The sequence below is a fragment of the Aquamicrobium segne genome (genome assembly GCF_042656785.1).
GTDB classification, from domain to species: domain Bacteria; phylum Pseudomonadota; class Alphaproteobacteria; order Rhizobiales; family Rhizobiaceae; genus Mesorhizobium; species Mesorhizobium segne.
Genome location: NZ_JBHSLL010000020.1, coordinates 1 through 3,159, shown reverse-complemented (window position 1 = coordinate 3,159; position 3,159 = coordinate 1). Strand labels below are relative to the sequence as shown.

Below are 3,159 nucleotides of genomic sequence, written 5' to 3'. Positions count from 1 at the left end.
CGTTCATTGGCCGTCGCAGCGATCAAGAAACACCGGCAGCTTCTTCAGTGCGCCGAGCACGCCCATCAAGAATGGGAGAGAGCAAAGTCGGCGGCGCTTAGTGATCAGTGTCACCTGAGCAAACATGAGCAGACCTATCTAGACGCCCTCATGCGCCAACAGGCACAGATGATGCTTGTCGCATCATTGACTGACCGACTTGGGTATATTCCGACCATCAATCTCACCGACGCGGAATAAGTCCTCGGTCGAGGGCAAGCCGAACCATATGCGGACCATTGGTTGCGTTCAACTTGACCTGCGCGTTTTCAATATGAAAGCGCACAGTTTTCTCTGAAATCCCGTGCATCTGCGCAATCTCGGCCTTGGTCTTGCCAAGCGATGTCCACATGACACAGTCGAGCTCCCTCGGCGTCAGCGGCGACGACAACATCTGGCGTGCAGCAAACTCATCGCTCGATATATGCAAATGAGCGTAGGCGACCGCGGCAACGGCCGATTTCAGGGCGGTGATGTTGTAGGGCGCGTCCTCATCGTGTTCTGACATGAACGTCAGCATCGCTGTCCGACCGAACCCGACCTGAACCGGAATCGTCATGCCGGATACGACACCAAATTCACCGATCTCGTCGCGATATCTCCGGGCATCCGGTTCGACCAGATTCATTTGCGCCAGCGACCACCAGAATGGCTTGACCGTCTTGCGAGCCTGCTGAACGACCGGATCAATCGCTGAGAGGTGAGCATCGTGATAATAGCCTTCCCACTCCGACGGAAGGTCCGTGAGGGTACGGATACTGTCGTTACTCACCCCGACATAGGCATAGTGCTGCAGCCCGGCTGCGGCCGTGAACTTGCGCAACGCGCCACGCACGGCGCGCTCATCACGTGAAAGCTCTAGTGTCTCAAGCAGGCCGACAATGTGGTCAGAAAACTGGCCTCTTCGCCTTACAGGTTGCATATCGTCCTCCTTTCGACATGTCCGTCCGCGACAATGGAGATCTGCTAGCCTTCTCCCGATCCTGCTTTTGCGTGATGCCTCCCGGCCCTACGTTCTTGTCTTCAGTCTGGATAGGAACTTGCGTCAAGACAATCCGCCACACCAGTGAAATTACTGTCCAAAATCAAATTGACGTTACCGACGGATTCAATTCATCACTCGTTTTTAGAAAGACACGTATAAATTTTCATCGTTATTATGGTTCATTAATCGTAGAAAGATCGACACGGATACCTGCGTCGTAAGGGTTGTGATCTTTCGTCTGTTCCTGACTCATCCGTGGATTTTCTTCATCCAGACTTTCGTCTGATGATGATTTGTGGGCTCTTGCGTCTTCTTCGCTTGACAGCGGACCTGGGTCAGCCTGTCCGAAGACATAGGCTCTCTCGAATATTCCCGTGCGCCACGCCGTGACGGCATCTGCGAATATGTTTGTTGCATCCTCGCCACGGGCATGAGCCACGATGCGGTAAACCTTGCCGAACAGTGCTGATCCCATGCGGATATTTTCGCAAGCATCGAATAGGCCAGGGCTCAGCTCCGTTGCTTCTGAAATTCCATAGCCTGCCGGATACTGGGTAACCCCCACACGCACGACCGCTTTGTCAACGAAGTGAGCGGTCAGGCGCAGCGCCTCTTCCGGCGTGCGTGGAGGTTCCGGCAGGATCGTGCGATTACCAGATGTGATCGACATGGCCAGCGGATTGTCCGTTCCAACCGCCGCCACAAACCGTTCGACAATGGCGATTTCAACACCTGGGTCGGCACATTGCTCAATGAATGCCAATTCGAACATCTTCAGCTCCAGTTCAGCTGTTGAACGCCATGACGAGGGTAAGGCCGAAAAGGCGCGCCCATGCGATCGCTGCGGCCTTCTGGATGGCGATAATGTTAGTGCCGTTCGTCCACCAGCCATTCCCGATGGCGACAATGACGTCGGGGTCGTGCCAGGCTGATTGTAAGATTGGCCAGATCAGGAGTTGCTCATAACAAATGAGCGGCGCCACCCTCTGGCCAGCGAGTTCGAAGACTGGATTTGCAAAGAAATGCGCCCTCGCGCCACCACTTCCGCCAGTCCATTGCCGCCAGGGCTGCCACATGGAAACGGGAACCGGCATTCTCTCGCGATAGAGGATTTGGGTTTGGGTTCCGGCTGCCGGAACCGCAAGCATGACGTTGTCATATCCTTGGCGGTCGACCGTGATCGCACCGGCGACAACAATAGCGTCGGTGTCTGAAAGTGCAGCCGACCACAGATGTTCGACGGTAGGCGTCCAGATGCCGGCCGCACTCTCAGGCAGTACAACGACGTTGCGGCCCGCATTCGGGGCGGCATCAACAAGAGCAAGAGTCTCGCGATATTGGAGATAGCCTGCATATTCACCCTGCTGTCCGCCGAATTCGGTATCGATGCCGACCCAGTCAGGCGGGCCTTCGGGATCTGCCCAGGTCACAGTGGATATCATCCAGAAACTTGCAAATACCGGAAGGACTATCACGCGATATCGTGTCGTCGCGGCAAGCAAGCCGAGCGCCGCCAGGACCAATCCCCACCAACCCCATCCCGGAAACAGGATGCCGGCTGCGGTGATCGGATGCGCCCAACCGACGATGCCGAAAGGCGGCACACTCACCAGCAGTGCTGCCACCCCATATCGGATCGGTCTTGTGAGGCCCGGACGCAACGTCCACAGAACAGCATGGACGACAACGAAGGCCAGCGCCGCGCCAAGCCAAAGGGCGAGGCCCGCGCCATGCCCGCTGCCATAGAAGTTCGCCACTCCCTGCGGCAGCCCACGCGAAGCGGCAAGAAAATACGCCGCCGATACTATAACAGCACTGAGGCGGGATGGCGCGAGCGCCCAAAGGGCCGGAAACAGAAATGCGACCGGGAGAAGACGCGGCTCGCCGCTCCATGCAATGACGCCGCTGCCGGTTGCCAAAGCCGAGAGGCCGATAACTTTGATTCTGTCATTGTCCGAAAGTGAGGACAGGCCAGGCGAGGCCGAGGAGCCCGGATGCCGGGATCGGTCCGAAATATCTCGAGTCATATGAACCTGCGTATGAAGAATGAAGGAAGAGATTATTGGCCGGCACCACGCCGCCGGAATGAGGAACCAGCGTCCGGCCTACGGCGTCGATGCTGCGAACGTCAGAAT

At 56.8% G+C, this 3,159-nt stretch carries 5 protein-coding genes; 1 reads left to right on the top strand and 4 read right to left on the bottom strand.

The window, feature by feature from the left end; translation table 11 throughout:
- Positions 1-240 (top strand): transcriptional repressor TraM (locus ACFPLB_RS08240; protein ID WP_378228877.1); only part of this gene is annotated, 240 nt, incomplete at its 5' end.
- Here ACFPLB_RS08240 and ACFPLB_RS08235 read toward each other — a convergent pair.
- From ACFPLB_RS08235 to ACFPLB_RS08220, 4 genes are all read right to left on the bottom strand, one after another.
- A complete protein-coding gene (locus tag ACFPLB_RS08235; RefSeq protein WP_378228876.1) occupies positions 224-961 on the bottom strand; it encodes an autoinducer binding domain-containing protein in 738 nt (245 codons plus the stop codon). The genes ACFPLB_RS08240 and ACFPLB_RS08235 overlap by 17 nt on opposite strands.
- Positions 962-1,196: 235 nt before the next feature.
- On the bottom strand, positions 1,197-1,796 hold the full coding sequence (locus ACFPLB_RS08230) for a lysozyme family protein (protein WP_378228875.1): 600 nt from the start codon (positions 1,794-1,796) through the stop codon (positions 1,197-1,199).
- 13 nt (positions 1,797-1,809) lie between these two features.
- Complete coding sequence (locus tag ACFPLB_RS08225) at positions 1,810-3,051, bottom strand: conjugal transfer protein TraB (protein WP_378228874.1); 1,242 nt, start codon at positions 3,049-3,051, stop codon at positions 1,810-1,812.
- The coding region (locus tag ACFPLB_RS08220; protein ID WP_378228873.1) for a S26 family signal peptidase at positions 2,972-3,159 on the bottom strand (188 nt) is incomplete at its 5' end. The genes ACFPLB_RS08220 and ACFPLB_RS08225, both read right to left, overlap by 80 nt.